This window comes from Galbibacter sp. BG1, assembly GCF_013391805.1.
GTDB lineage: Bacteria > Bacteroidota > Bacteroidia > Flavobacteriales > Flavobacteriaceae > Galbibacter.
This window is the reverse complement of record NZ_CP058364.1, coordinates 2323731-2341986: the sequence shown is the minus strand read 5'-3', so window position 1 is coordinate 2341986 and position 18256 is coordinate 2323731. Positions and strand designations below refer to the sequence as shown.

Annotated in this window: 22 protein-coding genes; 5 read left to right on the top strand and 17 right to left on the bottom strand. The window is 36.2% G+C overall.

The window, feature by feature from the left end; genetic code table 11:
• Positions 1 to 12: 12 nt before the first annotated feature.
• From HX109_RS10335 to folP, 7 genes are all read right to left on the bottom strand, one after another.
• Entirely contained in the window at positions 13 to 495 is a 483-nt protein-coding gene (locus tag HX109_RS10335) for an SRPBCC family protein (RefSeq protein ID WP_178951693.1), read from the bottom strand.
• A complete protein-coding gene (locus HX109_RS10330; protein WP_178951691.1) occupies positions 492 to 1184 on the bottom strand; it encodes a lycopene cyclase domain-containing protein in 693 nt (230 codons plus the stop codon). Before HX109_RS10330 ends, HX109_RS10335 begins: the two co-directional genes overlap by 4 nt.
• A complete protein-coding gene (locus HX109_RS10325; protein WP_178951689.1) occupies positions 1184 to 1633 on the bottom strand; it encodes a sterol desaturase family protein in 450 nt (149 codons plus the stop codon). The genes HX109_RS10330 and HX109_RS10325 overlap by 1 nt, the downstream gene beginning before the upstream one ends.
• Entirely contained in the window at positions 1630 to 2481 is an 852-nt protein-coding gene (locus HX109_RS10320) for a phytoene/squalene synthase family protein (RefSeq protein WP_178951687.1), read from the bottom strand. Before HX109_RS10320 ends, HX109_RS10325 begins: the two co-directional genes overlap by 4 nt.
• Before the next feature lie 24 nt (positions 2482 to 2505).
• Positions 2506 to 4002 carry a phytoene desaturase family protein gene (locus HX109_RS10315; RefSeq protein ID WP_178951685.1) on the bottom strand — a complete coding sequence of 499 codons (1497 nt, stop codon included), beginning with the start codon at positions 4000 to 4002 and terminating at the stop codon, positions 2506 to 2508.
• Between the two features lie 255 nt (positions 4003 to 4257).
• Entirely contained in the window at positions 4258 to 5040 is a 783-nt protein-coding gene (gene cdaA / locus HX109_RS10310) for a diadenylate cyclase CdaA (protein ID WP_178951684.1), read from the bottom strand.
• 52 nt (positions 5041 to 5092) lie between these two features.
• Complete coding sequence (folP, locus tag HX109_RS10305) at positions 5093 to 5932, bottom strand: dihydropteroate synthase (RefSeq protein WP_178951682.1); 840 nt, start codon at positions 5930 to 5932, stop codon at positions 5093 to 5095.
• A gap of 124 nt (positions 5933 to 6056) precedes the next feature.
• Here folP and HX109_RS10300 point away from each other — a divergent pair, with 124 nt between their 5' ends.
• The 3 genes from HX109_RS10300 to HX109_RS10290 all read left to right on the top strand — a co-directional run bounded on the left by HX109_RS10300 (position 6057) and on the right by HX109_RS10290 (position 9604).
• Positions 6057 to 6593, top strand: coding sequence for a DUF1599 domain-containing protein (locus HX109_RS10300; RefSeq protein WP_178951680.1), 537 nt, complete (start codon positions 6057 to 6059; stop codon positions 6591 to 6593).
• A gap of 279 nt (positions 6594 to 6872) precedes the next feature.
• Positions 6873 to 8642, top strand: a complete 1770-nt coding sequence (locus HX109_RS10295; RefSeq protein WP_178951678.1) for a DEAD/DEAH box helicase — start codon at positions 6873 to 6875, stop codon at positions 8640 to 8642.
• Between the two features lie 197 nt (positions 8643 to 8839).
• Positions 8840 to 9604 (top strand): carboxypeptidase-like regulatory domain-containing protein, encoded by a 765-nt coding sequence (locus HX109_RS10290; protein ID WP_178951676.1) that lies wholly within the window; start codon positions 8840 to 8842, stop codon positions 9602 to 9604.
• A gap of 4 nt (positions 9605 to 9608) precedes the next feature.
• Here the strand turns inward: HX109_RS10290 and HX109_RS10285 are convergent, their stop codons facing one another.
• The 8 genes from HX109_RS10285 to HX109_RS10250 all read right to left on the bottom strand — a co-directional run bounded on the left by HX109_RS10285 (position 9609) and on the right by HX109_RS10250 (position 15570).
• Entirely contained in the window at positions 9609 to 10166 is a 558-nt protein-coding gene (locus HX109_RS10285; protein WP_178951675.1) for a hypothetical protein, read from the bottom strand.
• 74 nt (positions 10167 to 10240) lie between these two features.
• Positions 10241 to 10777, bottom strand: coding sequence for an SRPBCC family protein (locus tag HX109_RS10280; protein WP_178951673.1), 537 nt, complete (start codon positions 10775 to 10777; stop codon positions 10241 to 10243).
• A gap of 60 nt (positions 10778 to 10837) precedes the next feature.
• On the bottom strand, positions 10838 to 11506 hold the full coding sequence (locus HX109_RS10275; RefSeq protein WP_255462671.1) for a TrmH family RNA methyltransferase: 669 nt from the start codon (positions 11504 to 11506) through the stop codon (positions 10838 to 10840).
• A 15-nt stretch (positions 11507 to 11521) separates the two neighbouring features.
• Positions 11522 to 12382 carry a glucose-1-phosphate thymidylyltransferase RfbA gene (gene rfbA / locus HX109_RS10270; RefSeq protein WP_178951671.1) on the bottom strand — a complete coding sequence of 287 codons (861 nt, stop codon included), beginning with the start codon at positions 12380 to 12382 and terminating at the stop codon, positions 11522 to 11524.
• 52 nt (positions 12383 to 12434) lie between these two features.
• Positions 12435 to 12785, bottom strand: a complete 351-nt coding sequence (locus HX109_RS10265; RefSeq protein ID WP_178951669.1) for a type II toxin-antitoxin system PemK/MazF family toxin — start codon at positions 12783 to 12785, stop codon at positions 12435 to 12437.
• On the bottom strand, positions 12775 to 13005 hold the full coding sequence (locus HX109_RS10260; RefSeq protein ID WP_178951667.1) for a hypothetical protein: 231 nt from the start codon (positions 13003 to 13005) through the stop codon (positions 12775 to 12777). Before HX109_RS10260 ends, HX109_RS10265 begins: the two co-directional genes overlap by 11 nt.
• Before the next feature lie 121 nt (positions 13006 to 13126).
• Complete coding sequence (rfbB, locus tag HX109_RS10255) at positions 13127 to 14197, bottom strand: dTDP-glucose 4,6-dehydratase (RefSeq protein ID WP_178951665.1); 1071 nt, start codon at positions 14195 to 14197, stop codon at positions 13127 to 13129.
• Positions 14198 to 14304: 107 nt separating this feature from the next.
• Complete coding sequence (locus HX109_RS10250) at positions 14305 to 15570, bottom strand: nucleotide sugar dehydrogenase (protein WP_178951663.1); 1266 nt, start codon at positions 15568 to 15570, stop codon at positions 14305 to 14307.
• A gap of 172 nt (positions 15571 to 15742) precedes the next feature.
• Between HX109_RS10250 and HX109_RS10245 the strand changes: the two genes are divergently transcribed.
• Positions 15743 to 16429: an SIR2 family NAD-dependent protein deacylase gene (locus HX109_RS10245; RefSeq protein WP_178951661.1), complete on the top strand. Its 687-nt coding sequence runs from the start codon at positions 15743 to 15745 to the stop codon at positions 16427 to 16429.
• Here HX109_RS10245 and HX109_RS10240 read toward each other — a convergent pair.
• Positions 16398 to 16841, bottom strand: a complete 444-nt coding sequence (locus HX109_RS10240) for a heme-binding domain-containing protein (RefSeq protein ID WP_317170408.1) — start codon at positions 16839 to 16841, stop codon at positions 16398 to 16400. The genes HX109_RS10245 and HX109_RS10240 overlap by 32 nt on opposite strands.
• A gap of 140 nt (positions 16842 to 16981) precedes the next feature.
• Here HX109_RS10240 and HX109_RS10235 point away from each other — a divergent pair, with 140 nt between their 5' ends.
• The gene (locus tag HX109_RS10235; protein WP_178951657.1) at positions 16982 to 17536 is read left to right on the top strand and encodes a hypothetical protein; all 555 of its coding nucleotides are present in this window, start codon (positions 16982 to 16984) and stop codon (positions 17534 to 17536) included.
• Between the two features lie 42 nt (positions 17537 to 17578).
• Here the strand turns inward: HX109_RS10235 and HX109_RS10230 are convergent, their stop codons facing one another.
• Entirely contained in the window at positions 17579 to 18124 is a 546-nt protein-coding gene (locus tag HX109_RS10230) for a hypothetical protein (RefSeq protein ID WP_255462670.1), read from the bottom strand.
• Between the last annotated feature and the right edge of the window lie 132 nt (positions 18125 to 18256).

Here is an 18256-nt window from a genome sequence, read left to right as displayed (position 1 = left end):
AAAAAAGGTATCCTATTTAAAAATAGCGTCGACTGCCTTTTCACGATAGGTAAATATTTTTTTTACACGGTTCCCTATTAACTTACCTGCAAAAATTCTTCCCAGCCAACCTAGCGGCAGTTTGTAAGAAACAATATCATACATATGGGTCTTGCCTCCCTCTGCAGTCTCAAAGTGATGTTCGTGGTGCCACATGGCATAGGGACCAAAACGTTGTTCATCAATAAACATTCGTTGATTCTTCACATGGGTAATCTCTGTAATCCAATGCGATCTAACAAGTGGAAATATTGAAATGGAATAACTAATGATTTGACCAATATATGTTTCGGAAACAATTGAGGACGTTATTTCAAAATCCATATCCTCTGGAGTTAGGGAATTTAAATTCTTTGGTTTAGAAAAATACTCCCATACCTCTTCAATACTGGCATCAATTACTTGTGAAGATTTTAACTGATAAATCCCCGATTGATATGATAATGTGATACTCATAATTCTTTCTTTTTAAAATATTCAAATAACAATACACTTCCGTAGAGCAGTGAAAAACAGTAAAAAATATCTTCAACCGGAATCGTTCCCAACCGAATTCCCAAGTTTTCCATATCGTTGTAATAAACTATGGGTTCTTCAGTAAAAGAACCAGTAAGCCAAGAATTAACAATAAAGAAAGGCACTAAAATTATAAGAAACGATAGCAAATACCTATTGAGCTCCTTAAACCTATAAATTAGCTGTAGCAACATGAGCAGGGCAAACAAACCAAAACTGCAAAGCGTATAAATTCTTTCAAAATTTACAACCGCAATTAAAACCGCCGTTACAAACAATACCCCAGCGATACGTATGGTTTGCTGGTCTCTAAGTTTAGGTTTTGGAAAGAGATACAATAGTGAATAGTGTATAAAATTACTCGCATAAGGTATTAAAAGAAAAAACAACCATTCTTCTATAGGTAAGTGTAGAATATCCCATCCCACTAAATATCGGTCGTTAAATCCCCAAACATCTTCAATGGTAAAAAAAACATCCCAAGCGATAAAAAATAAACCCACCAATAAGATGGCTAAAAAATAGGGTTTCCAAAACCTAATAAAATGCAACCTTTTACGCTCGAAACTAACTGCAAAAGGAACAATAAAACTGAAAATGTCGAGAATTAAATAAAGATACTTTTCCACTACATGTTAAAGTATTTCTTGGGAACGAAAAGCATTCCAAAGCACTCACCATCCTCTTTACCCAAATGTTTGTGATGAATTTTATGAGCCTTCCTCAGGCCTCGTAAGTATTTATTATTAGTTCTCTTAAACCACTTAAACCGCTGATGGATCAATACGTCGTGCACCAAGAAATAAGCGATTCCGTAGAATAAAATCCCTAAGCCAATAAAAAACAGCACGTTGAGTCCGTTGGCAGCGCCAAAATAGAAAAGCAGAATACTTGGGATGGCAAAAATCACGAAAAAGAAGTCGTTCTTTTCAAACACATGCGGATAGCCAGGTTGGTGATGGTCGTCGTGAAAATACCACATAAATCCATGCATAATGTACTTATGTGTAAACCAAGTAACACCTTCCATAGCGCAAAAAACTAAAATTGTAACTAATGGATATAGTATGAAATTCATATTTGTATTTTTAAACTTTTTTGAACATAAATTCTTGAAAACAATAACAGCTTTTCAAAATTATTAACCCGAATTCGCTTTTTAAACAACAATTCTGAATCTGTTTTTTTGATCTTTTTAAACAAACTGGTATAATAAAGATACGCCAGATACACTGCAAACCGAGAAGACAAAGGTAATTTTTTAATACCTTTTATTGCTTCGTGAAAATCGTTTTTGATGTCTTCTTCTATCTTCATTTTATCCTCCAAGGTAAACTGATTAAAGTCCACATTTGGAAAATAGGTACGGTTTAATTGATGAAAATCTGAGCTTATGTCCCTTAAGAAATTCACTTTTTGAAGTGCGGCCCCAAAACTTTGCGCATAGGGTTTCAGCTCTTCATATTCCTCTTTATCCCCTTTTAAGAAAACATTTAAACACATAAGGCCGACAACTTCTGCAGAACCATAAATATATTTTTTGTACTCTTCAGAATCCAAATCTTTCATTTCCCCCAGATCCATGTACATCGATTCAATAAAAGTATCTACCAAATGCTGCGGGATTTTATATTGCTTCTGGGTTTTGCAAAATGCTTGTAAAATAGGGTTTAAAGAAATGTCCTGATTAAGTGCCAAATGATAATCCTCGACAAAACGATCTAGCAATACCTTACGATTATGCTCGTGAAAAGTATCCACGATTTCGTCTGCAAAGCGCACAAATCCGTAAATATTATAAATGTTTTCACGAATTTCTGGGGTTAAGTAAATAATAGATCGGGAAAAAGACGTACTGTATTTCTTGGTAACCATTTTACTGGTTTCCTTACACACATCTTGGTATAAATTATAATTGGTAGTCATAGTTTTTTTAGGTCTTTCTGTACACTAACTCAAAGCCACTTTAGGTTTTTTTTGAGTTGATTTAAAATGTTTGATTATATAATTGCTTACAATTTTCCCTGAAATCAATGCTGGTGGAACCCCAGGCCCGGGAACGGTAAGCTGTCCTGTATAAAAAAGGTTTTTTAGCTTTTTGTTTCGTATGCCGGGTCTTAAAATTGAAGTCTGCATTAATGTATTGGCCAAACCATAGGCGTTTCCTTTACAGGAATAATAGCGATCTTTAAAATCGTTCACTCCAAAGGATTTTTTATAAACTACTTTATCTTTTAAATTATAACCTGTACAATTTTCGAACCTTTCCATTATAAGGTTGAAATATTGATCGTGCATCTCTTTTTTATCATCTATATCTACCGCAACAGGAATTAAAAAAAATGCAGTTTCCATTCCATCGGGAGCTAAAGACCGGTCTGTTTTAGACGGGAAATTAGCATAAAACAATGGATCTTTTGGTAAGCACTTCCTATCGTAAATCTCTTCGGCATGCAATTGAAAATCGGTATCAAAAAATAAATTGTGGTGCTCTACTTCTGTTGCATCCCCTTTAAAACCAATATAATATAAAAATGCAGATGGAGCAAATGTTTTGTTGTTCCAATAGTCTTCTTTATAATTACGTAATTCTGGCTTTAAAAGTTTTTCTGTATGCGCATAATCGGCTCCAGAAACCACTAAATCGCACTCATAAGTATGGTTAAGGGTTTGAACGGCTTGAACCCTATTCCCCTTAGCTGTTATATCCACAATTTCCTGTCCTGTCTGGTATTTTACCCCTAGGGATTCTCCCAAGGATACCATTCCCTTTACTATTTCATTCATTCCGCCTTCTGGGTACCACGTACCTCCACCAAAATCGGCATAGTTCATAAAATTGTAAAATGCTGGGGTTTTTTCTGGTTTGGCTCCCAGAAAAAGAACTGGAAACTCTAAAATACTCTGTAGCTTTTTATTTTTGGTTATTTTTTTTACTTCTGAAGAAATATTGGTTACAAATAGATTGAGCCTGGCTATGGTATCTGGAGTTACCAATTCCAATAAGGAAATGCCAGGTTTAAAAACAAGCTCATCCATGGCGATACCATAATTCTTTTTGGCTTCCTCTATAAACTTTTTGAGTTTAATACCACTTCCTGGGTCGATAGCATCAAAAGTGTTAATAATGGCCGGAAGATTATCTGGGATTTCCACTTTATCCCCTTCACCAAAAAAAACGTTGTAAGCAGGAGAAAGTTTCTGAAGCTTGTAGTAGTCTGAAACCTCTTTTCCGAAGTCATTAAAAAAGCGTTCAAAAATATCAGGCATCCAATACCAGGAAGGCCCCATATCGAATTTAAAACCATTCTCCTCCAACACCGAGGCACGACCACCTAACTGCTCATTTTTCTCTAAGACCAATACGTCTTTTCCAGCTTTTTGTAAATAGCAGGCCGCTGCTAAGGAGGAGAAACCGGAACCAATTATGACTACTTTATTTCCCATAGAATGAAAAACAAATTTGAAAATTCAGCATACAACAATAAAGTGTTTAATATTTGACGTTATAAAGTTAAACAAAATATTTAATTAGTTAAAAACATTTTAGAAATAATGATTTTAAATAGGCGCCAACTTATTGAAGAAAGATACTAATAATATTTGTACCGGGTGTACAAACGAGCCGCCTCAAAATGTACAAGAAACATCAAAGCAACCTTGGAACTTAAGAATACAAGGAAATATAGGTTTGAAAATCTTTTAGGAAAGATCTTGATTGATAATTTTTTTGAGGTCTTCCAAATCGTTGTAGAGCACGAATTCCCCATTCTTCATATAAGAAATTTGTCCGTTTTCCTCACTAACCACCAAGGCCACGGCATCTGTCTTTTCAGTAACCCCGATTGCGGCACGGTGCCTTAAACCAAATCTTAATGGAATATTACGTTCGTTTGAAACTGGGAGGATGGCCCGTGTTGCTACAATTCTATTTCCTTCAATTATAGCAGCCCCGTCGTGCAGTGTGCTGTTTTTGTAAAAAATACTTTCTATTATGGGTTGATTGATCTCAATATTCATATGATCTCCCGAATGCTTTACAAAATCCAGCGAATTGTTACGTTCAATCACAATAAGCGCCCCGGTATGCTTGGCACTCATTTTTTCACAGGCAGAAATAATGGCATCTACATTGGTATCGGTTCCCATACCATCGTGCTTTAAAAAGCTCAGGTGTTTCATAATACCCCGTTTACTGAAATTTGTAGAACCAACCATTAATAAAAATTTACGTATTTCCTGTTGAAACACTACAATTAAAGCGAAAAATCCAGCACCTATAAACTTCCCGAAAATATTGCTTAAAATACGCATATTAAGGGCCTCCGTAAGCAAGTATATTACGTATATAATTACAATTCCAATAAAAATATTAATGGCTACTGTACCCTTAACCAATTTGTAGAGGTAGTAGAAAAGGAAAGCGACTAAAAAGATATCGATGATATCTACTATTTTTAATTCTACGAAATCGAAAATTTCCAAGGCCCTCTGGTTTTATGTAAAAATATAAAAATTAGCTTAGTCTAAAAGACATTTATATGTCTGTCGTATTTTTTAATATCATTTCATGGATTTTTACACATTCCACAGCTTCCTTAACATCGTGAACCCTCAAAATATTCGCTCCTTTACTTAATGCCAATGTATTTAGGCTTGTTGTTCCATTTAGTGCTTTGGCAGGGGCTGAATCCAATAACTTATAGATCATGGATTTTCGGCTGACACCTACAAGAATAGGAAGGTTTAAGATATGAAGCACATTTAGTTTTGCCAATAGCTCATAATTCTGATCCATTGTCTTGGCGAAGCCGAACCCTGGGTCTACGATAATATCGTTTATTTTATGGGCATGCGCTTCTGCAATCCGTTCTGAAAAATAATATAACAGTTCACGCATAAAATTTCTATAAATGGTTTTTTGCTCCATCGTTTTTGGAGTTCCCTTCATATGCATCATAATATAGGGAATCCCTAATTTCCCAACGGTAGGGAGCATGTCTTCATCTAGCGTACCCCCAGAAATATCGTTTACCATACAAGCACCCGCCTCCACATTCTGGATGGCCACTTCTGCCCTAAATGTATCTATGGAAACCATGGCTTCAGGGAATTTTTTAACAATAGCTTTGGTAATGGGCACGCTTCTGGACAACTCTTCTTCTAAACTTATATCTTTGGCCCCGGGACGCGAACTATACGCCCCAACGTCTATAAACGTAGCTCCTTCTTCCAGCATTTTCTCTACTTGATCCAAGATTACTTTCTCTTTGGAGTACTTTCCGCCATCGTAAAAAGAATCGGGTGTAACATTAAGAATACCCATTACCCTGGGTTGGGATAAGTCGATAAGCGTACCGTTGCAATTAATAGTCATTTAATTATTTCATTTAGATTCTAGGGAAATTGAGTGTGAAAAGTTACAAAAATTAAAGTTTACCAAACGAACTTTGAACATTTGAAATTTTTAAGCGAAATTTACACCAAATACCATTGAGCATATGCAAAACACAGAAAAGCAATACGATGAGGTCATTACAGTTTGTCGGGATTTGTTTGAAAAAAAAATGAAAGATTACGGGAGTGCATGGCGCATTTTAAGACTTCCATCCCTTACCGATCAAATATTCATTAAAGCGCAACGCATTCGTTCCTTGCAGGAAAATGCTGTACGAAAAGTGGATGAAGATGAGATTTCTGAGTTTATTGGTATTGTAAATTACTCCATTATGGCGCTCATTCAAATTGAAAAAGGAATTGCAGACCAACCCGACCTCGATACCGACGCCGCCGTGGAGCTTTACACAAAACACGTGGAAGCTACCAAAGAATTGATGCTGAATAAAAATCATGATTACGGAGAAGCATGGCGCGATATGCGGGTTAGCTCTTTAACCGATTTAATTCTACAGAAAATACTGCGTGTTAAACAAATAGAAGATAACAAGGGAAAAACACTGGTGAGTGAAGGTATTGACGCCAACTATCAAGATATGATTAATTACGCCGTTTTTGCCATGATTCATCTAAACAACTAGCACCTTTTCTTTAGAGTGATCTTTTTTTTATTTCTTATCTCCTGTTTACCAACATCTTTAGCGTGATACAGATGAACGTCGAGCGATTTACCGAAATGATAAATTTTCAGCTTTACAACCCCATAATTGCTATTATTCCGATACTAAAAATAGTATAACTCGGGAATACTCCAGTAAAAAACTCATTATCAGTAAGAAGCGTTTAAAATAAATACGCAAATATAAGGTGTAATCTCGATTAATAAGATTACCTTTGCGCCCTTATTTTTAAATACATATATGAATAAATTTGAACAATTAGGACTGAACGAACAGCTACTTAAAGCCATTACAGATATGGGCTTTGAGACACCTTCTGAGGTGCAGGAGAAAGCTATTCCGGTCCTACTCGCCAACGATACCGATATGGTTGCTTTGGCACAGACAGGTACGGGAAAAACAGCTGCATTCGGATTTCCTATGATTCAGAAAATAGATGTAAACAACAGAACCACCCAAGGGCTTATTCTATCCCCAACACGTGAACTTTGTTTGCAAATTGCTAATGAATTAAAATTATACTCTAAATATTTACCCTCTCTTAATGTAACTGCTATTTATGGCGGTGCAAGTATTACAGACCAAGCAAGACAGGTTAAAAGAGGGACACAGATTGTAGTGGCTACACCAGGCCGAATGAAAGACATGATAAGCCGTAATATGGTAGACATTTCTAAAATTGAGTATTGTGTACTCGATGAAGCAGATGAAATGTTAAACATGGGCTTTTACGAAGATATTACAGAGATTCTTTCGCATGCACCTAAAGAAAAAAGCACTTGGTTATTTTCTGCAACCATGCCTAAAGAGGTTGCTACTATCGCTAAAAAGTTTATGAAAAACCCTACAGAAGTAACTGTAGGAACCAAAAATGCATCTACTTCCAATGTTCAGCATGAATATTATGTAGTAAGTGGTAGAGACCGTTATTTAGCATTAAAACGTTTGGCAGACACCAACCCCGATATTTTTTCGGTTGTTTTCTGTAGAACCAAACGCGATACCCAAAAAATTGCTGAAAAGCTTATTGAAGATGGTTATAATGCGGGTGCCTTACACGGAGATTTGAGTCAGAACCAACGTGATATGGTTATGAAATCTTTTAGGACCCAACAAATACAAATGTTGGTAGCTACCGATGTTGCCGCAAGGGGAATCGATGTAGACGACGTAACCCACGTTATAAACTATCAACTTCCAGACGAAATTGAAACGTATACCCACCGTAGTGGACGTACCGGTAGAGCTGGAAAGTCTGGTATTTCTATGGTGATTATTACCAAAAGTGAACTTCGTAAGATAAGCGCAATAGAGCGTAAAATTCAGCAGAAGTTCGAGTCCAAAAAAGTGCCTAGTGCCGAAGAGATTTGCGAAATACAACTATATCACCTTGCTAGCAAAATAAAAAATACAGAAATCAATAAGGAAGTAGAGAACTATTTGCCTGCTATTAATGATGTATTGGATGGGATTAACCGTGAAGAACTGATTAAAAAAATGGTTTCTGTAGAGTTTGGACGCTTTGCGGAATACTATAAAAAGGCAGGAGATTTAAATGTTTCTGGTGGAGATGCTGGAGCACAAGATTTTTTTGGAGAAGGAAAAGTACGTTACTTTATTAATGTAGGTTCCCGAGATGGTTACGATTGGATGACTTTAAAGGATTTCCTACGCGAACAGTTGGATTTAGACAAAGACGACGTGTTTAAAGTAGATGTAAAAGAAAGTTTTTCTTTCTTTAATACCGATGCAAACCATACCGATGCTGTTCTTGCCAAGTTCTCTGAATTTAAATTGGACGGACGCTTTATAAATGTAGAAGTATCTAAAAATTCTAGGGAAAATTCACGTGGCCGTAGCGGTCGCTCCGGTGGCGGAGGCGGTAAAAGAAACCGACGAAGCGATAGTGGTGGAGGTTCTAAAGGATTTGGAGAAAAACGCTTTGGTAAAAAAGGCGGAAAAGGAAACAAGTCTGGCGGTGGTAACCGAAGATCTAAAAAAAGGTTTTAGTTAATAATAAATTAAAAATGCGCCTGTTGGCGCATTTTTTCCTTTTGTTTACTATTTTTAGCCGCAATATGTAATGATGTTGGAACTTTATACCATGTACCAATTTACAACAGTTATAAACGTTCTTTTGTGAAACCTACTAAACTTACTTTTCACATTTTTAGACATCAGCTTACTTTTTTAGTATGTTTGAAGTGATGAAAAAAATTCTTTTGATACTTGCTTTTGTGTCCTTCGGGCTTTCTTTTTCCCAAGAAAACTCAGAAGACCTCAAAGGTATTGTTTTTAATACTGCCGATGATGCTCCAATTGACAATGTTCATGTACTTAACTTGAATCAAGTTATTGGTACCATTACCGATCAAAATGGGGAATTTACCATTCCTGCAAGGGTAAACGACACCTTATATTTCTCTTACATTGGTTTTAAAGAAATAAAAGTGCGTGTTACTAACGACATGCTCAAGTTCCAAAATACAAAAATAGGATTGACAGAATTGGCATATGCATTGGAAGAAATTGTTGTTAAGCCTTTTCAGCTTACCGGTTATTTGGAGATAGACGCAAAGAACATCCCCATAAATCAATCCGCTCGTTACAGTATTTCCGGACTCAATCTTGGTTATGAGGCGGGAAGCAGAAACCCAAGTGCTTTTGCCAATGTTATGGGCTCTATTTTTAATCCAGCCGATCTTTTGCATAATCTCTTCGGGAAAAAACCGCAGCAAATGAAAAAGCTGCGAAAAATGCAGGATGATGATAAAATCAGGGAATTATTGGCTACCAAATTCGATAGGGAGACTTTAATGGCCCTTCTGCAAGTAGACAAAGTGGATATTGAAGATATGCTTAGAAATTGCAACTATTCCGATAGCTTTATAGAAACTGCCAACGATCTTCAAATATTGGATGCTATTAGTAATTGCTACGAGGAATACCGGGTGTTAAATAGAGGAAATTAGCATTTTAAAAACCAAAGCTCACCTTTCCTTTTACCCTCGTATCGGCATCGAATTCCTTAAATTGTGTATCAAAATATTTATGAACCCCTAGATCAAACTGTAAAGAATTAAATTCGCCCCTTACACCACTTCCTATTCCACTTTGAGCAAATAAAGGATTCATGGTAGTACCATTTACACGTTTCTTTTGATTAAAAGGCCCGCTCACATATTGCCCTTGAGCATATAGCCCCATCCAATCGACCAAAGAATATTCAATCTCCCCTCCATAATAATTTTGCAGTAAAGGCACCCCATTTAAAACAGCATCCGCATAGAGACCCTGTTCCACAATGCCTGCCTTTAGAGTTGCCCTATATTTGTTGACATTTATGGTTAAGGCATTTTGATAATAAACATAATAGCCCAAATTAGGATAAGTTTCACTAATAGCTTGTTGATGGAATTGAAAATAAGGAGCAGAGGAAAACCCTCTCTTCTCTTGTGCAGAAAGAATGGATACAACAAAAAAATACAATAAGGTAAACAGAGCTTTTCCCGATAAATTATTTGAGCAATTCATATATTATTGAATTTAATTCTAAATATAGAGAAAAAGAACACTAAAAAATAATTTATAAGAATTAATTAACGTACTCAAAAATCGCTCTCCAAATTTCTTTTAAGATCTTGAAGTCCCTGCTCAAAATCCTTTCCCACCGTTTTATCCATATTCATAAAAATCATTAGAATATTCATGGGAAATTTATAATCCCCTGAAAATCCCCAAACAATTGTTGTAACATCGGGAAGTACTTTTTCCACCTTTATAAATCCTTTGGAAGTTGATTTAAATGGTTTAAAAAAACGAAGTTCAGTTAACACCGATTCGTTTTCATTTATGGCTACAATTTCCTGCTCACCTTCTCCAACTTCTTTATTTCCTTTCCAGTAACTTATCGCACCAACTTTACCATCTACGCCAAGAATCTTATTCTCCATATAAGGATCTTTTTTGCTCCAAGGGGACCATTCTTGTTGATTTTTTAAATATTTTAAATATTCAAAAACTTCCGGAAGCGGTTTTTTCACTTGTATACTCCTACTTACGATATACGATTTTGGGGCTATGATGGTTAGAAATATTACAAGGATTAAAATTCCTCCAAGGATGTAAAGAAAGGCAGTTGCCATAACCTAAAGAATTGATACTCTTAAATTTACGGATTTTATTTCAAAAATAGTAGAGACCCGCTATTTTTCAGTATAGGCTTTCAGCACATCGTCTATACTTCGAATCGACTTTTTAGACCAGTCAATTCTTTTTTCTAAAATTTCTTCGGAAGTAAGCTGCCAATCTACAGAAGTGTCCCTTAGTTTTGAAGTAATATGCTGAAGAATAATAGCAGCGGAAACAGAGATATTTAAACTTTCAGCAAAGCCACGCATCGGGATTTTTAAAAAGGCATCTGCATTGTCCAAAACGGTTCTACTGAGCCCGCTTTTTTCTGTACCAAAAAATAATGCCGATTTGACTTCTACATCAAAGTCTTTTAGGTTGGAAGCGTTTGTATGCGGAGTCGTTGCTACAACCCTGTAGCCTTTTGCTTTTAGGGCATCTATGCAATCCAAGGTATTCCCATAGCGATTTATATCTACCCATTTTTGGGATCCCATAGCTATATTTTTATCCAGTCGTTTCCCAAATTGCTCTTCTACTACATGCACATTTTGAATTCCAAAAGCATCACAGCTTCTTATAACGGCACTGGTGTTGTGTAATTGATAAACATCTTCTATGGCTACCGTAAAATGATTGGTCCTTTCCGCTAAAATATCGAGAAACCGTTGTTTTCTTTCTTCAGTAATAAAACCCTCCAAATAGTTTAATAAATCCAAGGATGTTTTCGTATTCTGGTGCACTGCGATTTATCTATTTTATTTTAGCAAACTCAATAGTTTCTCTCCATAACCGCTTTTCACCAATGGTTCAGCCAACGCTTTAAATTCGGTTTTGGTTATATAGCCCATTTCATAGGCAGTAGCTTCAATGGATCCTATTTTTAAGCCCTGTCGCTCTTCTAAAACTTCCACAAACTGCGAAGCCTGCATTAAGGATTGAAAAGTTCCTGTATCGAGCCATGCAGTACCCCTATCTAAAATACGCACCTGCAATTTACCTTTCTCCAAATAAGTTTTATTAATATCAGTTATTTCCAGTTCCCCTCTTTTGCTCGGCCTTATATTTTTTGCTATTGAAACCACTTCATTATCATAAAAATAAACCCCTGGTACTGCAAAATTAGATTTAGGGCTTTTAGGTTTTTCTTCAATGGATATTGCTTTTCCATCGGTATTAAATTCCACAACCCCGTACCTTTCTGGATCGTGGACATGATAGGCATAAACAATACCTCCATCTGGATTATTGTTGGCTTGTAAAAGTTCACTTAATCCGGTTCCATAAAAAATATTATCACCTAAAATTAGTGCTACTTTATCATCCCCAATAAAATCTGCTCCAATTAGAAAGGCTTCGGCTAGGCCATTGGGATGCTCTTGGGTGGCATAGGTAAATAGACAGCCATACTTTTTGCCATCTCCTAAGAGTTCTTTAAACAATGGCAAGTCTTTAGGCGTGGAAATGATTAGGATTTCGCGGATACCGGCACTCATTAAGGTTGAAAGCGGGTAATAAATCATCGGCTTGTCGTAAATTGGCATGAGCTGTTTGCTTACAGCCAATGTTAAAGGGTGTAACCTAGTACCAGAGCCGCCAGCGAGAATTATTCCTTTCATTGTATTGGTTGTAATTTAATGCTTTTAAGAACTTTAATGATATACATGAAATCTAATATTCTAGATCTAATACGACTTGAATATTTTCTTTTACTTTTTCAATCAATTCATTTGGCAAAGCCCCTATTCTCTTTACAAGACGTTTATTATCAATGGCGCGTATTTGGTCTATCATCACATCGCATGATTCATGTAAATTTGCTACTCCCTTTTTTAAATGAACCCTCAAAATTTCAGACTCCATTTTTATATTAGTCGTCATCGGGCAAATGATTGTTGATGGATGTGGAATTTTGTTCATTAAATCGGTTTGAACAACCAAAACAGGTCTTGTTTTTCCCGGCTCAGTACCAATCTGAGGATTTAAATCTGCTATCCAAATTTCGTACTGCTTAATCCGCATAGTCCAACCCTTCAAAGTCCCTAAGCACAGAAATTGAATCTTCCTCAACCATTCTGGACTCAATCTTTAATTTTTCTTCCAAAAACTCTTTTCTTTGAATCCTATTATAGTGTTCAATCGCTTCGTTGATGTATCGGTTCCGTGGCTTTTTAATTCGAGCAAGTATTTTTTCAGTCTCGCTAAATACAGAATCATCTATTTTTAATGATACGGTTTTCATAAGCGTTAATTTTATATCACAAATATATATCTTTTCAGTATATAAAGAAAGTACATCTATTTTAGACTAAACAAACAATTGCTATCTATTAATTTTAAATAAAAATATTCCCTGTGACAAATTAATATTTATACTGCTCCTTATAATATTCTTGATAAGCTCCCGAAGTTACGTTTTTTAACCATTTTTGATTTTCCAAATACCAATCGATCGTTTTTTCCAAACCTTCTTCAAAAGTAACGGAAGGCCTCCAGCCCAAGTCCTTATTAATTTTAGAGGCATCAATAGCATATCTTAAATCATGAGCTGGGCGATCTTTTACATATGTGATTAATTGTGACGAAGCTCCTTCCTGTCGATGAAGCTTTTTATCCATAATTCTACATAGCAACCCAACCAAATCGATATTCTTCCATTCGTTAAATCCTCCTACGTTATAGGTTTTATTTTTTTCTGAATTGTGAAAAATAAGGTCTATGGCCCGGGCATGATCGATTACAAAAAGCCAATCCCGGGTATAATTTCCATCTCCATAAACCGGTAGCGGCTGTTCTTGTATGATATTGTGGATAAATAGCGGAATGAGTTTCTCTGGAAACTGATTCGGACCGTAATTATTGGAGCAGTTACTAATAATATATGGCAAACCATAAGTTTCACCATAGGCACGAACAAAGTGATCTGAACTAGCTTTTGAAGCCGCATAAGGAGAATTCGGGTCGTAATTGGTTTCCTCCGTAAACAAACCACTTTCACCTAAGGAGCCATAAACCTCATCGGTACTGATATGATAAAAGAGTTTATTTTCAAATTGTCCCTTCCAATTTTCCTTGGCAGCATTCAATAAATTCATGGTACCAATTACATTTGTTTTTACAAAAGCCAGAGGGTCTGCAATAGAACGGTCTACATGACTTTCGGCAGCCAAGTGAATAACCCCATTAAATTGATATTCGCTAAATATTTTATGTATAAAACTGGCGTCGGTAATATCTCCTTTTACAAAGCTATAATTGGAGGCATTCTCCACATCCTTTAGATTTTCCAAGTTACCAGCGTAGGTTAGGGCATCTAAATTTACTATTTCATAATTCGGATATTTATTGACAAAAAGCCTAACCACATGAGAGCCAATGAAACCGGCACCACCAGTGATTAAAACTTTCAACTTATTTTTATCTTTATTAACCATTCTATTCTTGTTTCCCTTGACCTGTGAAATAGGTTTTGAGGCGATTCCCTAAAAACATTTTTTACGCTTTCAAAATTCGTAAATCAAAAATCGTAACTCGTAAATCCCTAGAGTCTATCCGTAACTTGTTCTTTCGGTAAAAAGCTTTTTACATCGTAAACTACCGTACGCGGACTCGATTTTAATTTTTCAAAATCCAAGGTCGCAAATTTATCATGACCAACCGCTAAAACAATGGTCTCATAACGTTCTTTAAGCTCATCGATCAATTCTACGCCATAATACTTCTTAACCTCTTCCTTATCCGCGTAAGGATCATACGTATCCACTTGCAGTCCGAATCCGCTTAATTCATCAATTACATCAATTACACGAGAGTTTCTAACATCCGGACAATTTTCTTTAAAAGTCATTCCCAGCACTAAGGCCTTCGCATTCTTTATCGGTAATTGATCCCTAACCATCAACTTCACCACTTTATTGGCAATAAAAACCCCCATATTGTTGTTAATACGTCTACCAGATAGAATGACCTGCGGATGGTACCCCAAACGTTCTGCTTTATGGGTTAAGTAATAGGGATCTACGCCAATACAATGTCCTCCCACCAGACCAGGTCTAAACGGCAAGAAGTTCCACTTGGTTCCAGAAGCTTCTAAAACCTCTACAGTATCCACCCCTATTCTATCAAAAATCAAGGCCAATTCATTCACCAAAGAAATATTTATATCCCTTTGTGTGTTTTCAATAATTTTAGAAGCCTCCGCCACTTTAATACTGGAAGCTTTATGAGTACCGGCTTCAATAATAGCTTTGTATAGTTGGTCTATTTCTTCGGCCTTTTCGGGAGTACTTCCCGAGGTAACCTTCATAATATTTCTCAACCTACGTTGCTTATCACCCGGGTTGATACGTTCTGGGGAATATCCGCAGAAAAAGTCTTCATTATATGTTAGTCCGCTTACCTTTTCAAGAACTGGAACACAATCATCTTCGGTACATCCGGGATAGGTGGTGGATTCGTAAATTACCATATCACCTTTTTTAAGATGACGCCCAACAGTAGCACTTGCGGCCAACAGAGGTCGCAAATCTGGTTGTTTAAAATCGTCTACAGGCGTTGGCACGGTAATGATTAAAACATTGCAATCATCCAAATCTTCTTCATTGGCCGTAAAAACAATTCCTTGGGCATCTTCAAATTCTTCACTGGTTACCTCATCGGTAACATCTTTACCAGCATTTAACTCCCCTACCCTTTTTTCATTGATATCAAAACCAATTACCGAAAATCCTTTTCTGGCAAATTCCACTGCCAAGGGCAAACCAACATAGCCTAAACCTACGATGGCAATTTTATAGCTATCTTTCATATAATTTTCATAGTATTTTTTAGATTGAATTGTAAAAATAAGTTTTCTTACTGAATTGAACTTAGGCCGTTACATTTACTTTAACATTTACATTTTATGGGATTGTTTTGTTTCTGAATAAAGAAAACAATAACTTCCGAAGTAATGAAACTTTATAACAAATTTTGATTGTATGAAAAAGATAGTTGTACTTACCGGAGCTGGTGTAAGTGCCGAAAGCGGATTGAAAACTTTTAGGGATGCTGACGGACTTTGGGAAGGACATGATGTAATGGAAGTTGCCTCTTTAAAAGGCTGGGAATACAACCAAGAATTGGTACTGGAATTTTACAACGAGAGACGTAGGCAACTACTTGAAGTTACTCCAAATGAAGCGCATAAAGCATTGGCAGAACTTGAAAAAGATTATAATGTTACTATAATTACCCAAAACGTAGACGATTTACACGAACGTGCTGGAAGCAGTAATGTTATACATCTCCATGGCGAACTTTTAAAAGCAAGAAGCACTTTCGACGAAGACTTGGTTTTCGACTGGAAAGAAGATATAAAGCTCGGTGACCTCTGCGAGCATCATAGCCAAATTAGGCCACACATAGTATGGTTTGGCGAAGCGGTTCCACTTATAAAAGTTGCTGCCCAAGAAGTATCCCAGGCAGATATCGTAATGGTTATAGGTACCTCCATGCAGGTATATCCTGCAGCTGGATTGGTAGATTACAAACCTTATGAAGCGCCCATCTATTTTATAGATCCGAGGCCATCGATTGATGAAAATGCCATCGACGGACTCGAAATAATAGCCGAAAAAGCTTCTGTGGGTGTCCCTATTGCGGTTTCTCGGCTTTTACATACTTAAGGCGTAGCATGTTTGCCCAATCGGCCACTGCTTTACTTTCTTCCTCAGTAAGATTGGCATCGCCATGCATCCATTTATAAGAATCCAACGGCATCCAACCTTCTGTTACCGCTTCGGCAACTTCTTCCAGTTTATGGGCTTTCTTTTTAGCTGAATATAAATCCCACTGAGAGAAATCTAAATGCTCTTTCCCTTCTTCAATATGGCTCGCTAACCAATAAGAAACTGGTTCTATTTCTGCATACCATGGATAAATGGTGTTGTTGGAGTGGCAGTCGTAACAAACGTTGGTAAGAATGGCTTCCACTTTACCTGGGGTATTTTCCACCAATAGAAGGTCTGTCGGTGGTGTGGTATCAGATTTATTTTCGGAAGGAGGAAAAAATTGAATTACAATAAGTACTAGTAACAAAAAAAATAAAATTCGTTTAAATAACTTCATAGGGTGTTAGTTTCTAAGTTGTTTACAGCCACCTTCCATTTGTTTTAAATAAAAGGTTTGACTAAATTAAGTCCATAATTATTAGAGCTCTAATTTAAGGAAAATATAAATTGAATAAGAAGCTAGCAACTAAACTTTCTTACGTAAGCGGTTATAGGGAACACCGCCAAAAGGCAGCAAATTTTATTCTGGAACACCAAGAGTACTTTCCGGAGCTGCTAAAATATTGCTTTTCCAACGATGAAGAACTTGCCCATAAAGCCTGTTGGGTAACAGAATATGTATGCAAGAGTAAATTGGACTTGCTATACCCCCATTTAAATGAATTTACTCAACAATTACCGTCTTTAAGAAATGAATCTTCCATTCGTCCCATGGCAAAGGTTTGTGAACTTTTATGCGAGGCTTACTTTAAAAGTAATAATGAGGATACTAAGCAGTTTTTAAAGGAAGAACAACTCGAAAAATTAGTAGAAATAAATTTCGATTGGTTAATTGCCGATGTTAAAGTAGCTACCAAGGCCTACGCTATGCACAGCCTTTTTCTTCTTGGAAAAAAATACAATTGGATTTATCCTGAATTAAAACAAACATTGCTCAACGGCATTCCAAATCATTCTGCTGCCTACACAGCACGCGCAAGGCATATTTTAAAGAAAGTGTAGGTTTTCCACCCGGCTTGAATTGCGGCTAAAAGTCAGTCTAATTTATTTACAGGTTGACTTCAATGTAATATTACCATTTTCCCGAACCATTTCGTAACCGTTTTCAAGCATTGGCTGAAAACTCTCCCTTCCCGTAAATTGCCACAATAAGTATCCATATTCACATTGATTTATTCTTCCAGAAGTATGTTCCTTATAAACAATTTCTTTTAATTCAGCCCAATATTTTCTCGGTGAATGGATTAGGATAATTAAAGGATTAAATTCTGAATCGACAAAGTCGTTTTTATAATATCTTTTAATTCTATCGATGGTTGGGAACCCATATTTTCTTATGATTTCTATCATTCTTTCGGTATGCTCAGCATCTTTTGGGTTTATGTAATTAATCCATATGTAATTTTTAAAATTATCTGATTCAAATTGCCTTTTGAGAATTTCCCTTTCTCTCAAACTTTCAGAAAGGGATTCAATACTATCCGTTTCAGATTTATCGAAAGTTTTATAACTAATATACTCACGCATCGTTTGATCGTATCCGTACATAAATTGCATTTCTTCCACTAACATTTTGACATCCTTTTTCAAAAGTGAATCTTTTGAGACTTGCGCATAAATGTTATGACCTAAAAATATTACTAATATTATTGATACTACTAATTTAATTTTCATTGATAAATAATCTAAAAACCCCAAAGACCATAAAAGTCATTGGGGTTG

Excerpts from the sequence above, each read along its gene's own strand:
- HX109_RS10335 (WP_178951693.1), bottom strand. The coding sequence starts at position 495 with ATGAGTATCACATTATCATATCAATCGGGGATTTATCAGTTAAAATCT.
- HX109_RS10325 (WP_178951689.1), bottom strand. The coding sequence starts at position 1,633 with ATGAATTTCATACTATATCCATTAGTTACAATTTTAGTTTTTTGCGCT.
- HX109_RS10320 (WP_178951687.1), bottom strand. The coding sequence starts at position 2,481 with ATGACTACCAATTATAATTTATACCAAGATGTGTGTAAGGAAACCAGT.
- HX109_RS10315 (WP_178951685.1), bottom strand. The coding sequence starts at position 4,002 with ATGGGAAATAAAGTAGTCATAATTGGTTCCGGTTTCTCCTCCTTAGCA.
- folP (WP_178951682.1), bottom strand. The coding sequence starts at position 5,932 with ATGACTATTAATTGCAACGGTACGCTTATCGACTTATCCCAACCCAGG.
- HX109_RS10300 (WP_178951680.1), top strand. The coding sequence starts at position 6,057 with ATGCAAAACACAGAAAAGCAATACGATGAGGTCATTACAGTTTGTCGG.
- HX109_RS10295 (WP_178951678.1), top strand. The coding sequence starts at position 6,873 with ATGAATAAATTTGAACAATTAGGACTGAACGAACAGCTACTTAAAGCC.
- HX109_RS10290 (WP_178951676.1), top strand. The coding sequence starts at position 8,840 with ATGAAAAAAATTCTTTTGATACTTGCTTTTGTGTCCTTCGGGCTTTCT.
- HX109_RS10285 (WP_178951675.1), bottom strand. The coding sequence starts at position 10,166 with ATGAATTGCTCAAATAATTTATCGGGAAAAGCTCTGTTTACCTTATTG.
- HX109_RS10280 (WP_178951673.1), bottom strand. The coding sequence starts at position 10,777 with ATGGCAACTGCCTTTCTTTACATCCTTGGAGGAATTTTAATCCTTGTA.
- rfbA (WP_178951671.1), bottom strand. The coding sequence starts at position 12,382 with ATGAAAGGAATAATTCTCGCTGGCGGCTCTGGTACTAGGTTACACCCT.
- HX109_RS10265 (WP_178951669.1), bottom strand. The coding sequence starts at position 12,785 with ATGCGGATTAAGCAGTACGAAATTTGGATAGCAGATTTAAATCCTCAG.
- HX109_RS10260 (WP_178951667.1), bottom strand. The coding sequence starts at position 13,005 with ATGAAAACCGTATCATTAAAAATAGATGATTCTGTATTTAGCGAGACT.
- rfbB (WP_178951665.1), bottom strand. The coding sequence starts at position 14,197 with ATGGTTAATAAAGATAAAAATAAGTTGAAAGTTTTAATCACTGGTGGT.
- HX109_RS10250 (WP_178951663.1), bottom strand. The coding sequence starts at position 15,570 with ATGAAAGATAGCTATAAAATTGCCATCGTAGGTTTAGGCTATGTTGGT.
- HX109_RS10245 (WP_178951661.1), top strand. The coding sequence starts at position 15,743 with ATGAAAAAGATAGTTGTACTTACCGGAGCTGGTGTAAGTGCCGAAAGC.